The 15,540-nt window shown below is 63.2% G+C and carries 14 protein-coding genes; 4 read left to right on the top strand and 10 right to left on the bottom strand.

The annotated features are described in order from the left end of the window. The first annotated feature begins 48 nt into the window (after window positions 1-48). Complete coding sequence (locus TMPK1_RS01255; RefSeq protein ID WP_420240918.1) at window positions 49-399, top strand: RidA family protein; 351 nt, start codon at window positions 49-51, stop codon at window positions 397-399. 104 nt (window positions 400-503) lie between these two features. On the opposite strand, the gene TMPK1_RS01250 is transcribed toward TMPK1_RS01255, so the two are convergent. The 10 genes from TMPK1_RS01250 to TMPK1_RS01205 are packed head-to-tail and all read right to left on the bottom strand — an operon-like array spanning window position 504 to window position 12,950. Beyond that, window positions 504-1,634 (bottom strand): serine hydrolase domain-containing protein, encoded by a 1,131-nt coding sequence (locus TMPK1_RS01250; RefSeq protein WP_420240917.1) that lies wholly within the window; start codon window positions 1,632-1,634, stop codon window positions 504-506. 2 nt (window positions 1,635-1,636) lie between these two features. After that, window positions 1,637-2,983, bottom strand: coding sequence for an MFS transporter (locus TMPK1_RS01245; protein ID WP_420240916.1), 1,347 nt, complete (start codon window positions 2,981-2,983; stop codon window positions 1,637-1,639). An 8-nt stretch (window positions 2,984-2,991) separates the two neighbouring features. Continuing rightward, complete coding sequence (locus TMPK1_RS01240; RefSeq protein ID WP_420240915.1) at window positions 2,992-3,453, bottom strand: acyl-CoA thioesterase; 462 nt, start codon at window positions 3,451-3,453, stop codon at window positions 2,992-2,994. Window positions 3,454-3,463: 10 nt separating this feature from the next. Further along, the gene (locus tag TMPK1_RS01235) at window positions 3,464-4,216 is read right to left on the bottom strand and encodes a glutathione S-transferase family protein (protein WP_420240914.1); all 753 of its coding nucleotides are present in this window, start codon (window positions 4,214-4,216) and stop codon (window positions 3,464-3,466) included. Continuing rightward, window positions 4,200-5,903, bottom strand: a complete 1,704-nt coding sequence (locus TMPK1_RS01230) for a hydantoinase B/oxoprolinase family protein (protein ID WP_420240913.1) — start codon at window positions 5,901-5,903, stop codon at window positions 4,200-4,202. The genes TMPK1_RS01235 and TMPK1_RS01230 overlap by 17 nt, the downstream gene beginning before the upstream one ends. Beyond that, window positions 5,900-8,002, bottom strand: coding sequence for a hydantoinase/oxoprolinase family protein (locus TMPK1_RS01225; protein ID WP_420240912.1), 2,103 nt, complete (start codon window positions 8,000-8,002; stop codon window positions 5,900-5,902). The genes TMPK1_RS01230 and TMPK1_RS01225 overlap by 4 nt, the downstream gene beginning before the upstream one ends. After that, window positions 8,002-8,934, bottom strand: a complete 933-nt coding sequence (gene kce, locus TMPK1_RS01220; RefSeq protein ID WP_420240911.1) for a 3,5-dioxohexanoate:acetyl-CoA acetone transferase — start codon at window positions 8,932-8,934, stop codon at window positions 8,002-8,004. The genes TMPK1_RS01225 and kce overlap by 1 nt, the downstream gene beginning before the upstream one ends. 14 nt (window positions 8,935-8,948) lie before the next feature. After that, complete coding sequence (locus TMPK1_RS01215) at window positions 8,949-9,704, bottom strand: SDR family NAD(P)-dependent oxidoreductase (RefSeq protein WP_420240910.1); 756 nt, start codon at window positions 9,702-9,704, stop codon at window positions 8,949-8,951. Further along, on the bottom strand, window positions 9,701-10,822 hold the full coding sequence (locus TMPK1_RS01210; RefSeq protein WP_420240908.1) for a serine hydrolase domain-containing protein: 1,122 nt from the start codon (window positions 10,820-10,822) through the stop codon (window positions 9,701-9,703). The genes TMPK1_RS01215 and TMPK1_RS01210 overlap by 4 nt, the downstream gene beginning before the upstream one ends. Before the next feature lie 7 nt (window positions 10,823-10,829). Beyond that, window positions 10,830-12,950, bottom strand: a complete 2,121-nt coding sequence (locus TMPK1_RS01205; protein ID WP_420240907.1) for a TonB-dependent receptor — start codon at window positions 12,948-12,950, stop codon at window positions 10,830-10,832. 206 nt (window positions 12,951-13,156) lie between these two features. On the opposite strand from TMPK1_RS01205, the gene TMPK1_RS01200 reads away from it, so the two are divergent. The 3 genes from TMPK1_RS01200 to TMPK1_RS01190 are packed head-to-tail and all read left to right on the top strand — an operon-like array spanning window position 13,157 to window position 15,530. Then, window positions 13,157-13,876 carry a GntR family transcriptional regulator gene (locus tag TMPK1_RS01200; protein ID WP_420240906.1) on the top strand — a complete coding sequence of 240 codons (720 nt, stop codon included), beginning with the start codon at window positions 13,157-13,159 and terminating at the stop codon, window positions 13,874-13,876. Continuing rightward, window positions 13,873-14,634, top strand: coding sequence for an SDR family oxidoreductase (locus TMPK1_RS01195; protein ID WP_420240905.1), 762 nt, complete (start codon window positions 13,873-13,875; stop codon window positions 14,632-14,634). The genes TMPK1_RS01200 and TMPK1_RS01195 overlap by 4 nt, the downstream gene beginning before the upstream one ends. After that, on the top strand, window positions 14,622-15,530 hold the full coding sequence (locus TMPK1_RS01190) for an alpha/beta hydrolase (RefSeq protein WP_420240904.1): 909 nt from the start codon (window positions 14,622-14,624) through the stop codon (window positions 15,528-15,530). Before TMPK1_RS01195 ends, TMPK1_RS01190 begins: the two co-directional genes overlap by 13 nt. Window positions 15,531-15,540 lie beyond the last annotated feature (10 nt).

Genomic DNA, 15,540 nt, shown 5'->3' with positions numbered 1-15,540 from the left:
GCGCGGCGTTTCCGTAGGATGCGCGCCCCACATTAAGGAGCAAGCACAATGGGAATTCAGCGCATTGCGCCCGGACCGCGCATGAGCATGGGCGTGGTTCACAACGGAACCGTCTATGTCGCCGGCCAGGTTGCCGATGACACCAGCGTCGGCGTCGCCGGGCAGACGCAACAGATTCTTGCCAAGATTGATGCGGTGCTCAGCCAGGCTGGTACCGACAAGAGCAAAATCCTGAGCGCAAATATCTGGCTCAGCGATATTGGTGGCACCTTCGCCGAAATGAACGGCGTGTGGGATTCGTGGGTGTCGCCCGGCAACACGCCGGCCCGCGCCACGGTCGAAGCAAAGCTCGCCACGCCTGCGTACAAAGTCGAGATCGCGGTTATCGCAGCGGTCTGACCAACGTCGCAAAAAAGATGGGCCGGCGTTGCCGCCGGTCCAGTTTGCGGTCATTTGGGGACGACCGGTCTCAGCCACAGAAGATTGCGGCAATCGGCCTGGCCCTACGCGACGCTTGCAAACGTCGCGGTGATCAACGCCGCGCAGCGATCGCCCAGCCCGGCCCCGCTGCACATGAAATTGGGGCTGAAGGAAAAGGCGATGCCACGTTCCGGATCGGCAAAGCCCAGCGCCCCGCCCGCGCCCGGCTGACCGAACGCGCGTGGATTGTCGCCGAACGGCACTAGCGGCGGCTTCGACAACATGAAGCCAAGCCCGTAGCGAAATGGACGATCGGTCATGCCGCAAATCTCGTCCCAACGCTGCGTGCGCGCTTCTTCGATCACCGACGACGACAGGATGGTGACACCGTCCAAGGTGCCGCCTTGCGCCAGCGCCGCGTAAACCCGCGCAATCGCGCGTGCATTGCCGTGGCCGTTGCCCGATGGAAACACGCCACGGCGATATTCGTCGCTGTTGAAGAAATCGGGGGTGCGCGGCATCGAACGCCAGGCCTTGCCGAGCTTGCTGGTGGGATCGGCAATTGCGTTCAACGTCACGCTGCCGGGATTGGGGATCATCGGCGCCACGCGCGCCATCTCATCGTCGTTCAGCCCCAGCGCATAATCGACGCCGAGCGGGTTCGCGACTTCTTCGCGCCAATAGCGATCGAATGTCCGCCCGTCGACGCGACGCACCAGCTCGCCGAACAGAATGCCAGCAGTCATCGAATGATAGGCGCCGCGCGTGCCCGGCTCCCAGACTGGCGCCTGCAATTCCAGCGCCCGCACCTGCGCGTCCCAATCCATCATCGAACCGGGCGGCGCATGTTCGGCGTAGATCAGCGCCGCAAGCCCACCCAGCACCTGCTCGACCGTAATCTTCGCTTTGCCCGCTTGCGCGAATTCGGGCCAGTAGCGCGCCATCGGCGCGCCGAGTTCGATCTTGCCGCGATCGATCAGCTGCAACACGCAGATCGCAGCCATCGCTTTGCCGACCGACATCATGCAAACGATCGTGTCGCGCTGCCACGCAGCACCGGTTTTCGGATCGGCGATGCCGCCCCACAAATCGACGACGTTGCGTCCGTTCTCGTAGACGCAGACCGCGGCACCGACCTCGCCGCGCTCGGCGAAGTTGCGCGCGAATTCTTCACGAACCGCCGAGAACCGGTCTTCGGCGTGCCCGTCGATCATGGTCAGGCGACGCGCAACGCCTGGAAGCCGCGCCGGCACGACAGCGCCGCAACGATGCCGATCACCGCAAAGACCAGATTGGCCGCCAGCAACGCCGTGCCAAGACCGCGCGGGCCGGTGAAGACATGGTCGGTCAGCACGCCGATGAAAGTCGGCCCCAGCCCGACGGCAATCAGCGTCACACCGCACAAGAAGATGGAGCTGATCAGGCCGCGATATTCCGGGGGCGTCATCATCTGAATGCCGGCCAGCCCGGCAGGCGAACCGGCTGAGGTCATGAATTGCACGATCGCATAGGCCGGTACCGCAATCGCCAGGCTGGGCGTCGTGTACAGAACCAATCCTGAGACCGCAGTTGCGACCAAGGACACGGCCATGGTGATCGACGGCGCACCGATCAAACCGCGCGACTGCATCCAATCGGTGAGAAAGCCGCCGCTCAACGCGCCGAAGATCGATGCCAGCAACGCCGCCGAACCAACCAAATACCCTGCTTCCGCCGCGGTCATATTGTGCTCGCGGGCAAAGAAGCTCGGCGCCCAGGCGGCGATCGTCTGCACTTCCATGATGACCGAGATCGCGGCGATGCCGAACGTCAGATAGACGCGCAGATTGGCGCGCAGATAGGCCAGCGCCGGTCCCGCTCCCGGACGTTTGCCGGTACGGGTGCGCACCGGTTCGCGCACCGTCGTCAGCATCAGCACCACCAGCACAAAGCCCGGCAGCGACGCGGCAAGGAACAAGACTTGCCACGGTACGAAATGGCCCAGCCCCGGCACGGTCAAACCGCCGCGCGGAATCGACCAGGCGAGAATTGCGGCACCGGCGATATAGGCGGCGCTTTTGCCCAGTCCCGCGCCCATCGTGAATAGCGACACGGCGCGACCCAGCTTGTCGCGCGTGAAATAGGCCGCGATCAGCGACATCGCAGCGGGCACGAGCGACGCTTCGCCCAACCCGACGCTCAGCCGCGCCAAAAACAAACTGCCGAACGAGTCCGCGAAGGCGCAAGCCGCCGTTGCCACGCTCCAGAAAAAGATGCCGACCGCAATCATGCGCTTGCGGTTGACCACGTCGGCGAGCTGTCCCAACGGAACCGCAACGACGCTGTAGAGAATGACGAAGCCCAGCCCCGCCAGCAGACCGATCTGCGTGTCGCTGAGTCCGAGTTCGGTTTTGATCGGCACCGCCGCCAGTCCCATCACGAACCGGTCAAGGAACGAGACCAGATGCGACAACGCCATCAGCACGGCGATGTACCAGGCATAGGCGCCGACGGTCGTGCCCCCTCTCCCCTCGGGGAGAGGGTTGGGGTGAGGGGGTCGATCCATCGAGGATAAAGCGCGCATGAGCCCCCTCACCCTCCCGCTTTGCGGGCCCCGCCCTCTCCCCGAGGGGAGAGGGGTTTTTCAGCTTCCAGCAGCGCTTCGAACCCGGCGCGCTGCAGATCTGGAATCGTGGTCGCGGCGCGCGCGATCAGGTCGAAGGCGACGGTCGTGGCCAGCAGACTGGCGCGCAGCGTGTCGTCGTCGGCGTCGCGCAGCTCGTGGCGATGCGTCACCGACTTGCCGCCGACCCGCACCACCGCGCTTTGAATGCGCAGCAAGGCGCCGGCGCGGACCTCGGATTTGTAATCGATCTCGTGCCGCACATCGGCCCAGCCCAACCCTGTTTTCACCGTCTTGGCCGGCGACGCGTTGGCGGCGGCAAAGAGATGGTAGGTGGCGACGTCGAACATGACGAGATAATTGGGCGTCGACAGATGCCCCATCACATCGCACAGCCACGGATGGGCGACGCTGCGCGCCGTGTCGATCATGCGGTCCCGCTCATGATTGGGGGCCGAACATCTGTTTGACGCGATCGAGCACCGCAAAAGACGGGCGCGCTTCGATCCGCTTCACCCAGTCGGCGACGTGCGGGCGCACGCCCTGCCACAGCACCTGCTTGTCGAGCTGCACCATGCGCCGGAAATACGGCGTCATGGCAATGTCGGCGAGCGAGAACTCGTCACCCGCCAGCCATTTGTCCTGCGCCAGCGCCTGGTCCATCCGGTCGAGCACGTCTTCGACTTTGTGCAGATAAACCGACAGCTCGTCATCGCTATAGGGCGAGCGCGCAACGCGCTGCCAGATTTCGGCGAGATCCTTTTTCGGCATGCGCGCGGTGATTTCGCGCAACGTGTCGTCCGACAAAGTCTGCGCGTAAGACTGCGCGAAACGCACGAAGCTCAACGGGCGCAGCGAGCCATGGACGGTGTCGTCGACCGTCTTCATCCACCAGCGCATCTGCGCGCGCTGGGACGGCGCCGGCGGACGCAGCCGCGCGTCGGGAAAGGCGTCTTCGAGATATTCGATGATGACGCTGGATTCGACGACGACCTGCTGGTCATGCACCAAGGTAGGAACCACGCCGGCCGGGTTCAGCTTGAGATAGGCCGGGTCGTGCTGTTCGAACTTCGCCAGGTCGATATGGACCAGCGTGTAGGCGATGTTTTTCTCTTCGAGGGTCAGCAGCACCTTTTGGGCGCAGACCGCATTCCAGTTGAGATAGAGCGTCAGCACGTCAGACGTCGTAGCCATAGATTTCGCGCGCCCGGCTTTTGCTGACCCAACCTTCTTCGACGTCTTTGCGCACCCGGTCGCGGTCGCGCGCCGTCGGCGCGCCATAACCGCCACCGCCGCACGATACCGAGACGATCGTCTCGCCTGGTTCGACGCGGATCATCGCGCAGGCCGGCAATTCTTCCAGCGTCCCATCGCGCTTGCGCTTGTGCTGTTGCGCGACATTGCCGCTCAAGCCTCCACGCGCGCCCTTGGGACCGTTGATGCCGCCGTCGCTGACATAGCCGACGTCGATCGGCGCACCGATCGGACCGAACTCGACGCGAACCGAGTGCGCGCCGCGCCACTGACCGGCTCCCTCCGTGTCGGGCAGCAGCGCGCGTTCTTGCACCAGGATCGGCTGGTAAAGCTCGGCAAGCTCGATCGAGTCCTGGAAACACATACCGCCATTGCCGACATGCGCGGTGGTCAGCCAGGCGTCGTTGCCGGCACGCGCAGCACCGCCGGTGAAACCCAGAAACACCTGGTTGACGAAACCCGCGCCGGTGCGCGGATCGACGCCCGACACGACACCCGACGCAGCCGGGATCACCGCACCGACTTCGGCCATGCCGTGCCCGTCGGCCAGTTCGGCAATCGCACGCTGAGTTGCGTTGGCGACACGGTCGGCGACGTTGGTGGTTGCGACCGAGCAACTGGTCGGATGGACCGGAATCCCTGCGATGCAATTCTCGCGCAGCTTGACGTCGATGCGGCGGAAGCTGCCGGCATTCTTCGGCACGGTCGGATCGATCGAGTTGAACACGCCGATCAACGCTGCGGTGCGCGCGCAGGACTCGCTGAGATTGAGGCCCGATGGCAGGCAATCCGGATTCTGCGTCAGATCGACTTCGATCCGCCCGGCTGCGGGATCGACCGTGACGATCGAGGTGATCGGAATGCCGTGCGCGGGCGTACCCGGAAACGGATCGTGCGTGCTGGTCGCCTGGGTACGCCCGGCCGGCAGCGCGCGGATCGCTTCGTCGGCACGACGTTCGGCATAGTCGAACCATTGCGCGGCAAACGCGTCGAGCTGGTCCCAGCCCACGTCGCGTCCCAGCGCTTCCAGCTCGCGCTCGCCGATGCGCGCAGCACCCATCATGGCGAGATAGTCACCCCACCATTGATCGGGAATGCGAATGCGCAGGCGGCACATACGGACGATGTCGTCGTTCGACTTGAAGTCGCGTTCGACCTGCACCGCCGGAAAAATCAGCGCGCCTTCTTCGTACACGTCGCGCGCGGCACCGTGATAGGTCGTCGGCACCGAATTGCCGATGTCGGCCTGGTGCGCCTTGGCCAGCACGGTGAATCGGTGTTTGCCCGCTTCGTCGAACACCGGCACCAGAATCGTGTGATCGGCCGCGTGGCTGCAGCCGTGATACGGCGAGTTATGCAGGTAGGCGTCGCCGCGTTTCAGGTCGGGATGAAATTCGCGCATCGCGCGCGCCATCAAATCCGGCCCGCTCAACACATGGATCGGCAGCGCGTCGGCTGCCGCTAGCAGATCGCAATCCGCAGTCACGATGCAGCAGGAAAAATCGCGCGCACGGTTGAGCACGCCGGAGCGGCCGGTGCGCAACAAGGTGTTCGCCATTTTGCGCGCCACGCCTTCAAAGCGGTTGGCGAGAATGGCGAGCTTGGCGCCGTCGAGTTGCTTGGTCATGCGGCCACCGAAACGCGCGCGGGTGCGGGATCGACGGCAAGGCCGCCGCTTTGGGTCGCGCGGAACCGCGCGCCGGGATCGATCACAATCGTCGTGAACGGGGTTTCGACGATCGCAGGGCCGGCGCGGTTTTGCCCCGGCACCAGATCTTCGATGCGCAGCACCGGCGTCTCGCACCAGCCGCGCGACTGAAACCAGGCTTTGCGCGCCGCCAGCTTGTCGCGCCCACCCGCATTGCCGAGCCGCGGCAGATCGCGGTCGCGCAGCGCACAGCGCACGCGCGCAACCAGCGCCACCAATTCGACGGCCGAGTTCGGATCGTCGATGGCAAAGACTTGCCGGTGCGCGGCGTGAAACGCCTGGCGCAAGGTCTCGACGTCGGCAGGTCCGTTGAAGCGCGCATGTTCCAGCGGCACTTCGAGGTCCCAGACCTGGTTCGGGTAGCGCGCTTCGACCGCGAAGGTGATCGTGGCGCCCAACGTCGCGCCCTTCTGCGCCTCTTCGTACGCATGTGCTTCGGCCGCCAATGCGGCGAAGCTCGTCATGACTTCGTCGAAGTCGAACCGGTCGGTCGCGGTGAAGCACGGACGCCGGAACTCGGCGGTGAGATCCGAGATCAACGCACCGCTGGCGCTGAGCGCAGCGCCGGTTTCGGGAAACAGCACCGTCGCGCAGCCAAGCCGGCGCGCAATCGCGACCGAGTTCAGGCCGGCTGCACCGCCGCCGCCGATCAACAGCGCGTCGGACGCGTCGACGCCCTGATTGACCGTGATGTCGACGATCGCCTGCACCATGTTTTCGGTGACGAGATCGAGAATGGCGTTGGCCGCTTCTTCGATCGATAGGCCCAGTTTGCTGGCAACCTCGTTTTGGATCGCAGCCCGCGCCGCTGCGGCGTCGAGCGTGACGCTGCCGCCGAGAAAATAATCGGGATCGAGATGGCCGAGCACGACCGACGCGTCGGTGACGGTCGGTTTGGTGCCGCCTTTGCCGTAGCAGGCCGGTCCTGGATTGGCGCCCGCGCTTTGCGGTCCGACATGCAGCACGCCCCCGGAATCCACCCAGGCAATCGAACCACCGCCGGCCCCAACCGATTTCACATCGACGGAGGGGAAGCCCGTCATGTGTCCGCGATAGGGAGCGCCAATCCAGGTTTCACGCGTCCACGGAATGAATCCATCGCGGACAAGACTGACGTCGTAGGTCGTGCCGCCCGTATCGGCGACGACGACATTGCGCGCACCGTCTCCTTCGCGCGCAGCGTGATAGCGACCCGCGACCGGTGCCAGCGACGGGCCTGAATTGATCGCATGGATCGGTGCTGCAGCGAGCGCCGACGCGGCCATCGCACCGCCTTGCGAAGTCAGCACCAGCACGCGTCCGGAAAATCCTTCGTCGCGCAGCCGCTCTTCGATGCCGCCGAGATAGCGCGTCATCAGCGGCTTCAGCGACGCATCGATCGCCGCGGCCGAGGTCCGGCGATATTCGCGCAACGTCGGGTTCAGCGCGTGGCTGCAGGTGATTGCAACGCCGGGTGCATGTTTGTGCAGCAGCTCGGCGACGCGCAGCTCGTGCGTTGGATTGACGATCGACCATAGAAACGCGATCGCGACTGCCTCGACGCCGCGCGCGACCAGTTCTTTGGCGATTTCGACGACCCGCGCTTCGTCGAGCTTGGTCAGGATCGCGCCGCTCGCATCAATCCGCTCCGGCACGCCGAAGGTCAGCGCGCGCGGCACGTAAGGATCCGGATAGGGCACAGTGTGATCGAACGGATCGGTGCGGCCGCCTTCGCGCAACACCAGCACGTCGGTATGGCCCTGCGTCGCCAGCAGCGCGGTCTTGGCGGTACGGCCCATCACGATCGCGTTGATCGCGTGCGTCGTGCCGTGCACGAACAACTCGCCCGCCTCGAGCAGCGCGCGCAGCTCCAGCCCGTGATCGATCGCAGCTTTGGTCAGCGCATCCAGCACGCCTTTCGCCGGATCGCCTGCCACAGTGTGCGCCTTGTACATGCGCAGCCCCTGGTCAGATTCGACCAGAAGATCGGTGAATGTGCCGCCCGTATCGCAGGCAAAGCGAAAGCGTTGGCTTGTCATCAGAAGGCGACCTGATCGCCGCCCTTCAGCCCCAGCATTGTGCGTGCTTCATCGGGCGTGGCGATCTCGAAAGAGAGTTCCTCAAGAATGGTTCGGATCTTCTTTACTTGCGACGCGTTGTCGGGCGCCATTTTCCCGCGTTGCAGGAACAGGCTGTCTTCCAGACCGACGCGCACATTGCCGCCATAGAGCGCGCTCATCGTCACCATGCGCGTCTGAAAGCGACCGGTTGCCAGAACCGACATGTAGTATTCGTCACCGAACAATTTGTCGGCGGTGTTCTTCATGTGAACCAGATTGTCCGGGTCCGCACCCTGCCCGCCCAGCACGCCAAAAATGCACTGGATGAAGAACGGCGGCTTCACCACGCCGAGATCGGCGAAGTAGCGCAGCGTATAGAGGTGGCCGACGTCGTAGCATTCGAATTCGAACTTGGTGCCGAACCGGTCGCCCAGGTCGCGCGCCATCATTTCGATCTGCTTGAACGTGTTGGGGGCAATCAGATCGTAGGACTGGGCGAGATAGTCTTTCTCCCAGGCATGTTTCCAGTCGGTGATTTTTTCGGCGGCTGCGAAGACGCCGAAATTCATCGAGCCCATATTCAGCGAGCACAGTTCAGGCTGCGCCCGGCGCGGTGCGGCCAGACGATCGTCGATCGACATGCCCATCGCACCGCCGGTGGTGATGTTCACCACCGCATTGGTCGATTGTTTGATGCGCGGCAGAAACTGCATGAAGACTTCGGGGTCAGCAGTCGGCCGCCCGTCATCTTGGCGTGCATGCAAATGCAGGATCGCAGCACCCGCCTCGGCCGCCGCGATCGACTGTTCGGCGATCTGGTCCGGCGTGATCGGCAACGCGTCCGACATGGACGGCGTGTGGATCGAACCGGTCACGGCACAGGTGATGATGACTTTGTCGGCTTTCCGCATAGGCTTTGCTTTCTTTACAGGCCGGTCGTGACACCCTCGTCCATCGACAGAACCGCGCCGTACATCGGCCGGGCTGTGTCGGAGACGAGGAACAACGCACCGCCGGCAATGTCGGCCGGATCGGTGAAGACGGTTTGCGACGGCGTGATCGACTTCATCACGTCGTGCACGGCCTTGTGTTCGGGCTCCGTGCGGATCGCCGCGTTCATCGGCGTCGCCGTGTTGCCGGGCGCGATCGCGTTGACGTGCACGCCGAACGGCGCCAGTTCGCGACCGCTGACTTTGGTCAACATGATCACCGCAGCCTTGGTCGCGCTGTAGAGCGAGAACGGCACCACGCCGACGATGCCGGCACAGGACGCGATATTCACGACCCAACCGCGCTTGCGATCCTTCATGCCCGGCGCCACCGCGTTCAGCGTGTGGAACGAGCCTTTGAGATTGATGTCGACCATGCGGTCGATATCGACGGCGGGCGTTTCGCCCGCGACGGTCGGATAAAATACGCCGGCGGAATTCACCAGAATGTCGAGCGGACCAAGATCGGACTCGACTTGTTTCACCAGCGCCGCAACCGCCGCCGCGTTGCGCACGTCGCAGACATAGCCTTTGCCGCCAATCGCCTTGGCGACTGCGTCGGCCTTGTCCTGACCGCTGCTGGCAACCACCGCGACTTTGGCGCCGGCGCCTGCGAATTTGCGCGCGATCGCTTCACCGATACCAGAGCTTCCGCCGGTGACCAGCGCGACACGATTTTTGAGATCACTCATGCGAACACCGCCTGGACGAGAGCTTCGCAACGATCACCGACACCGGCGCCGCCGCACATGAAATTGGGACTATAGGAGAAGGCAATCTTGCTTTCGGGATCCGCGAACCCAAGCGCGCCACCCGCACCTGGATGACCGAAGGCCTGGCGATTGGGACCCAATGGGGCCAACGGCAAGCCGCCGAGGAAGAAACCCTGCCCATAGCGGAAATGACGGTCGGTCATGCCGCAAATCCCGTCCCATTGTTCTTCGCGCAAACGCTCGATCGAACCGGGTTTCAGAATCTCGACACCGTCGATCGTGCCGTCGAGCGACAAAGCAGCGTAGATGCGCGCGACCGATCGCGCGTTGCCATGTCCGTTGCTGGACGGGAGTACGCCGCGGCGGAATTCGTCGGTGCTGTAATATTCCGACCCCGCCGGGCGGGCCTTCCAGGCACGTCCCAGCTTGCTGGCGCGATCTTTGATCGCGTTGGCCGTGACGCTTTCGGGATTGGGGATGATGCGCGCGGTGCGTGCGATCTGTTCGTCGTTCAGGCCGTAGCCATATTCGACGTCGAGACGCTGCGCGATTTCTTCACGGAAGAACTGATCGATCGGGCGTCCATCGACGCGCCGCACCAGCTCGCCCATCAAGAAGCCCATGCTCATCGAATGATAGGCGCCCTTGGTGCCGGGCGGCCATTCGGGCGCCTGCTGTTCGAGCGCGCCCACCATCACCTTCCAATTCATGATCGAATTGGGTGGTGCTGCATCGGCATAGATCAGCCCGGCGAGACCGCCGAGCAATTGTTTGACGGTAATGGCGCCTTTGCCCGCTTGCGCGAATTCGGGCCAGTACTGCGCCACCGGCGCGTGGAGATCGATCGCACCGCGATCGATCAACCGATGCACGCACAGCGCCGACATGCCTTTGCCGACCGACATCATGCAGACGAGCGTGTTTTGCTCCCACATCATACCGGTTTGGGGATCAGCGACGCCGCCCCACAAATCGACCAGCTTGACGCCGTTTTCGTAGACGCACACGGCCGCGCCGACTTCGCCGCGTTTGGCGAAGTTTTCTGCGAAAACCTCGCCGACGCGTTCGAAGCGGGAACTACAAGTTCCGTTGATCAAGTTGCGCTCACAGTTTCCAGGAAAGGCGTGCACCGAAGGTGCGCAGATCGCCAGGACGGCCCGACACGACCGCCGACACGGTTGCAGTCGTGTTGACGTACTGCTTGCCCGTCAGGTTCTTGCCCCACAGCGAGGCGCGCCATTTTCCGTCCGGCGATTCATAGCCGATGCTGGCGTTCAACAACCCGTACGCACCCTGGCTTTGCTGCGGATCGTTCGACGCGACGAAATACTGCTTGTCCGTCCACAAATAGTCAGCGTGCGCGAACAGCATGTCGCCGCCGGCGAGGTCGTAGGTGTAGTCGGCAGCGAAGTTCACCATGTAGGGCGGCGCCGAGTTCAGATAGTTGCCGGTGGCATTGACGGTGATGCCGCCTGGGCCTGGCGCTGCTGGGAACGTCAGGTACGTCGCCTGCAGCTTCGAGAGGTTGGCGGTGAACAACAGCCCCTTGACCGGCTCGACGATGGTTTCGAGTTCGAGACCCCAGACTTCCGCGTCCGACGCGTTCGTAATGTCGGTGACGCCCGGCCGGATGAAGGCTTGCACCTGCAGATTGTCGTAGTTGTATTTAAACCCGGTGAAGTTGACGCGCAGCCGCTTGTTCAGCCACTCGGTCTTCACGCCCGCTTCGTAACTCCACAGCTTCTCGGGTGCGAAGCCGCCGAACGGGTTCGTGTTGGTCTGGTTGAAGCCGCCCGACTTGAAGCCTTTGGTCACCGATGCGAACAGCATGATGTCCTTGGTCGGCGAATATTCGACGCCGAACTTCGGCGTGAACGAGTAGTACTTGCCCTTCGCGATCGTCTTGATCGGACCATTGTTGATGTACTGCATGCTCGCCAAGTTCAGCGTGCCGGACGTGTTGTAAAAGTCCTTTTGCTCTTGCGTGTAGCGCGCGCCCACCGTGCCCGAGAGCTGGTCGGTGACGTGGTACGTGCCCTGCGTGTAGGCGGCGTAAGCATTGGTGTGCACACTTGGATTGATCGCCGTGCCGGTGTTCGGCACGCGCGCTTCGATCACGTTGCGGCTCTGGTTCTGCTCGAAGAAGTAATAAAGACCGCCGACGAAATCGAGCGCGCCGATCTTGCCGCTGAGATTTACTTCTTGGCTGAACTGGCGCTGCGACTCGTAGATGTTCGAAACCGTCGTGTTGGTTTCCGACGAATCGGTGTCGGTCCGGCTTTTGGTCAGGTTGTGACGGGCGCCGGTCAGCGACTTCAGCACCATGCCGTTGCCAAGCTGCCAGTTCAGCTCTTCCGACCCGCCATAGTCACGCACCGTGCCCAGGTTGGTCTGGTTCAGCGCAACCTTGGAATAGTCGCCCAGAATTGTGTTGGTGAAGGGCGTGTAGCGGAACAACGGCTTCGCGAAGCCCATCGGGTGCGTGTAGGCCGAGTCGAAATCGAAACGCGTGATGCTTTCGATATTGTCGGTGAGCTTCACCAGAACCTGGCCGCGCGCGCCGCCCTGGTTCTGGTTGTCGATGTCGTTGCCGGTCGGGATGATGTTAGTGCGCTTGGGATCGCCATAAACGTAATAGGCCGACAGGCTGGCGGCGACTTTGTCGGTCACCGGCACGTTCACGTAGCCTTCGGTGCGCGTGAAGCCGTAATTGCCGATCGTTTCCTGCGCCTTGGCATCCAGCTTTTCGGTGCTCGGCTTGCGCGAGATCACGTTGATGACGCCGCCGGTCGCGTTACGGCCGTACAGCGTGCCTTGCGGGCCGCGCAGCACTTCGACGCGCTCGACGTCGTAGAAATTCACGAATTGCGAGTTCGGTCGCGCCATATAGATGCCATCGACCTGCACCGCCGAGCTCGGGTCCGAACCGTTGAACACGTTGTTGGAACCGATGCCGCGAATATAGACCTGCGCAAACGAGCTGTTCTGCGCCACCGCAATATTCGGCGTCAGCTGAATCAGATCTTTGAGCCCATAGCTAAAGGTTCGCTCGATCTGCGCACCGGAATACGCCGAAATCGCGATCGGGGTTTTTTGCAGGTCGGTGGCACCGACCCTCGACGCCGTAACCGTGACTTCTTCGATCTGCGCGTAGGCCGTTCCCGGCAGGACCAACGCGGTGGTCGCCATCAGAACGCCGAACGCAACTTTGTTTTGAACCCGCATGTCTTTCACTCCCGCCAGAACCCGTCCCTGCGATCGGCCGGTCTTACGCCAGCCTGATCACTTCCATTGGATTTGATCAAATCAGGAGGATCAGATCAGATCAACCCTTGAATCTCGCCTCGGGCTGCGGCACCGTCAGAAACGAAATGGTGACCTCGTCCCGCACACGTCCCGCGCGCACACCGCGTCCGAAATCGCCGCCGCGATTGCAGCTACTGGCCGCAAGCGACGAATCGGGTGCCTCCGACACGGTCCAGAACCGTGCCTATGTTTCACTGAAGAACGCGGTGATGGAGGGACGCTTCCGCCCCGGCGAGGTCGTGACCCTGCGCGTTCTGTCAGGATTGCTCGGCACCAGCGACATGCCGGTGCGCGAAGCGCTGCGCCGCCTGACCTCGGAAGGCGCGTTCGAAGCGCTGCCCAACCGTTCGACCCGAATCCCGCGCCTGTCGCGCAAGCAAGTCGAACAAATCTACGAGCTGCGCATCGACCTCGAAGGCAAGGCCGCGGCGCAGGCAGCCGAACATATCAGCAAAGTGCAGGTCGACGAATTGCAATCGCTGCAAGCACAGATGAATGCCTGCATCGACAACAACGAGATGGATCGCTTCACGGCGCTCAACAAGGAATTCCATTTCCGCGTCTATGAGATCGCGGGCAACGAGCCGATGCAGACTCTGATCGAGATGCTGTGGCTGCGCATGGGCCCGCTCGTCTCCTGGATCGGCAAGATGAGCGCCGAGTCCCCCGATCACATGCGCAAGATCGGCATGGCGCAGCACAATCGCCTGCTCAAAGCACTGCAGGCGCGCGACAGCGAAGCCGCGTGCGAAGCGATGCGCGCGGATTTGCGCGAACCAACCAAACTCGCCGGCTTCTGGCGTGCCATTGATCAGCTTTCGGTTGCGGAAAAAAATCAGAAATGAGCCAGCGCGTTGTGGTGACTGCGGCAGCGCGCGGAATCGGCCGCGCCATTGCCGATCGATTCCTTGCCAGCGGTGCGACCGTGTGGGGTTGCGACGTCGATGACGAGGCGCTGGGCGAACTGCGTGCCGCCCTGCCCAGCGTAAAAGCCGCGCGTTGCGACGTGGGCGACAAGGCGCAGGTCGAGTCGTTTCTCGCCGAGGCCTGCAAGTCGATGGGTGGCATCGACGTGCTGGTGAACAATGCCGGCATCGGCGGCGGACACGCAGCAGTCGAAGACGTCACCGACGAGAATTGGGACCGCAGTCTGGCGGTCAATTTGAGCGGCATGTTTTATTGCGTGCGCAAGGTCGTGCCCTTGATGAAGGCGCAAGGCAGCGGCTGCATCATCAACATCTCGACCGGATCGGTCCGCACCGGCCTGCCCAACCGCCTGCCCTATGTCGCGTCGAAGCACGGCGTGATGGGGCTGACGCAAAATCTTGCGCGCGAATTGGGCCCGGCCAACATTCGCTGCAACGCCATTCTGCCCGGCCTGATCGACAATCCGCGCGGCCGTGCGCTGGTGCAGCGCGCAGCCGACGAGGCCGGCAAGAGCTTTGAAGAATTCGAAGCCGACATGCTGAAATATATTTCGATGCGGACCTGGATCGATCCGCTCGAAATCGGCGACACAGCCGTGTTCCTCGCTTCGCACGCCGCACGTCACATCACAGGTCAATTTCTCGGCGTCTGCGGCGGCGTCGAATGGGAACCGTAAGACATCTGACCAGCGCGCTCGCGGCGCTGCTCCTGTCGACGGCGGCGATTGCGGCCGACATTCCCGATCGCGTCACCGATCTGCGCCGCCTGCTCGACAATGCAGGACGCGTCGCATCGCCGACCAAGGTCGCATCGGTTGAAGATCGTACGATCGATGGTCTGCGCCTGCGCATCTACGATAACAATGTCCCTGGGCGCGGCCCCAAATCCCGCCCGGCGCTGCTGATGCTGCATGGCGGCGGCTGGATCGCAGGCAGTGTTGCGACCCACGACGAGATCGCGCGCATCTTGAGCGTCGAACTGAAAGCCAAAGTCGTTTCGCTCGACTATTCGCTGTCGCCGGAAGCACGCTATCCGCAAGCACGTGACGAGGCCTTCGCGGCGCTGCGCTGGATGGCGCAAGAATCGTCCATCGATCCCACGCGCATCGCGGTGCTAGGCGACAGTTCGGGCGGAAACCTCGCTGCCGTGCTGGCGCTGCTCGCGCGCGACCAGAAGGGACCGCGGATCGTGGCCCAGGTGTTGATCAATCCGGTCGTCGATCTCGCCGGCCTCGACACCGACTCGTATCAGCGCGTCGGCAGCGAGCCAATGCAGTTCTATCGCGCGCAATATCTTCGCGCGCAGGACGATCCCAACGATCCCTATATCTCGCCGCTGCGCGCGCACGATCTGCGGCGCCTGCCCCCGGCGCTGGTGGTGATTGCGGGTCGAGATGCACTGCAAGACGAAGACGAGGCCTATCTGCGCCGCCTGCATCAAGCAAACGTCGCGACTGAACGCTTGCACTTGCCGGACGAGCCGCATTTGGCCATGCGCTGGGCGACCGGAAATGCCAAGCTGCGCAGCGCGATCGATACGACCGTGCAGTTCCTGCGGCGCTACATGCAGTAAAAAATCAAAC

This window comes from Roseiterribacter gracilis (genome assembly GCA_018332375.1).
Classification (GTDB): domain Bacteria; phylum Pseudomonadota; class Alphaproteobacteria; order BOG-932; family Roseiterribacteraceae; genus Roseiterribacter; species Roseiterribacter gracilis.
The sequence above is the reverse complement of the archived record's forward strand: the minus strand, read 5'-3'. Positions and strand labels throughout refer to the sequence as shown.

Coding starts and splice junctions, on each gene's coding strand:
- TMPK1_RS01255 (WP_420240918.1), top strand. CDS start 49: ATGGGAATTCAGCGCATTGCGCCCGGACCGCGCATGAGCATGGGCGTG.
- TMPK1_RS01250 (WP_420240917.1), bottom strand. CDS start 1,634: ATGATCGACGGGCACGCCGAAGACCGGTTCTCGGCGGTTCGTGAAGAA.
- TMPK1_RS01245 (WP_420240916.1), bottom strand. CDS start 2,983: ATGCGCGCTTTATCCTCGATGGATCGACCCCCTCACCCCAACCCTCTC.
- TMPK1_RS01240 (WP_420240915.1), bottom strand. CDS start 3,453: ATGATCGACACGGCGCGCAGCGTCGCCCATCCGTGGCTGTGCGATGTG.
- TMPK1_RS01235 (WP_420240914.1), bottom strand. CDS start 4,216: ATGGCTACGACGTCTGACGTGCTGACGCTCTATCTCAACTGGAATGCG.
- TMPK1_RS01230 (WP_420240913.1), bottom strand. CDS start 5,903: ATGACCAAGCAACTCGACGGCGCCAAGCTCGCCATTCTCGCCAACCGC.
- TMPK1_RS01225 (WP_420240912.1), bottom strand. CDS start 8,002: ATGACAAGCCAACGCTTTCGCTTTGCCTGCGATACGGGCGGCACATTC.
- kce (WP_420240911.1), bottom strand. CDS start 8,934: ATGCGGAAAGCCGACAAAGTCATCATCACCTGTGCCGTGACCGGTTCG.
- TMPK1_RS01215 (WP_420240910.1), bottom strand. CDS start 9,704: ATGAGTGATCTCAAAAATCGTGTCGCGCTGGTCACCGGCGGAAGCTCT.
- TMPK1_RS01205 (WP_420240907.1), bottom strand. CDS start 12,950: ATGCGGGTTCAAAACAAAGTTGCGTTCGGCGTTCTGATGGCGACCACC.
- TMPK1_RS01195 (WP_420240905.1), top strand. CDS start 13,873: ATGAGCCAGCGCGTTGTGGTGACTGCGGCAGCGCGCGGAATCGGCCGC.
- TMPK1_RS01190 (WP_420240904.1), top strand. CDS start 14,622: ATGGGAACCGTAAGACATCTGACCAGCGCGCTCGCGGCGCTGCTCCTG.